Source organism: Candidatus Pelagibacter communis, assembly GCF_001179845.1.
Classification (GTDB): domain Bacteria; phylum Pseudomonadota; class Alphaproteobacteria; order Pelagibacterales; family Pelagibacteraceae; genus Pelagibacter; species Pelagibacter ubique_Q.
In genome coordinates, this window is sequence record NZ_CVSB01000004.1 from 1 (window position 1) to 763 (window position 763).

The following is a 763-nucleotide window of genomic DNA, read 5'->3' on the forward strand; positions in this document are numbered from 1 at the left end:
AATCTTGGATAGTTAGCCAATTTTCCAAAATTTTTTGCAAACTTTATATAAAGTTTAGAAGTTAGTTTTTGTTTTCTAAAATATAACATTCCATATTGGTTAAGTGCTTTTTTAATTTGAAAAATATCTTTATTTGTAATTTCTTTTAAATTTACAATTATTTCTGACCCAATATTTTTTTTATTTGGAATTATTTTTAACATTTTTTAAAAAAAATTTTTTTAAGTGATTAATCGTTTGTTTGGGACTCTCCTCTGGAATGAAATGATCTGAATTAATTTCTGCTCCATAAACTTTTTTTTGTGTGTATTTTTGCCAAATTTTAACCGATTTAAATTGCGTTCCAACAACTCCCCTTTTTCCCCACAAAACTTGTATTGGAATATTTAATTTTTTTTTCCGATCTTTTTTGTCATGCTCTAAATCTATAGTAGCCGCAGCTCTATAATCTTCACAGGTTGCATGAATTCTTTTTTTTTGTTTAAAGGCTCTTAAATACTCTTTCTCAACTCTTTCAACCGCAAGTTTGGATGACCTATTAAAACGACTTTTTAACCATCTTTTAGGATCTGCCATTATCATTTTCTCTGGAAGAGGTGCTGGCTGTATTAAATAAAACCAATGAAAATAGCCTTTTGCAAATTTCATATCTGTATGCTCATACATATCAAGAGTTGGACAAATATCTAATACACTTAAAGCCATAATTTTATTTCTATAATCTCTTGCCATTCGGTGAGCTACTCTTCCACCCCTATCATGA

2 pseudogenes are annotated in these 763 nt (G+C 28.6%); both read right to left on the minus strand.

Features of this window, described 5'->3' with window-relative positions:
* Positions 1 to 203: pseudogene (locus AMN81_RS00030) on the minus strand (TauD/TfdA family dioxygenase); the annotation flags it as partial.
* Positions 181 to 763, minus strand: a pseudogene (locus tag AMN81_RS00035) (alpha/beta hydrolase); the annotation flags it as partial. The pseudogenes AMN81_RS00030 and AMN81_RS00035, both read right to left, overlap by 23 nt.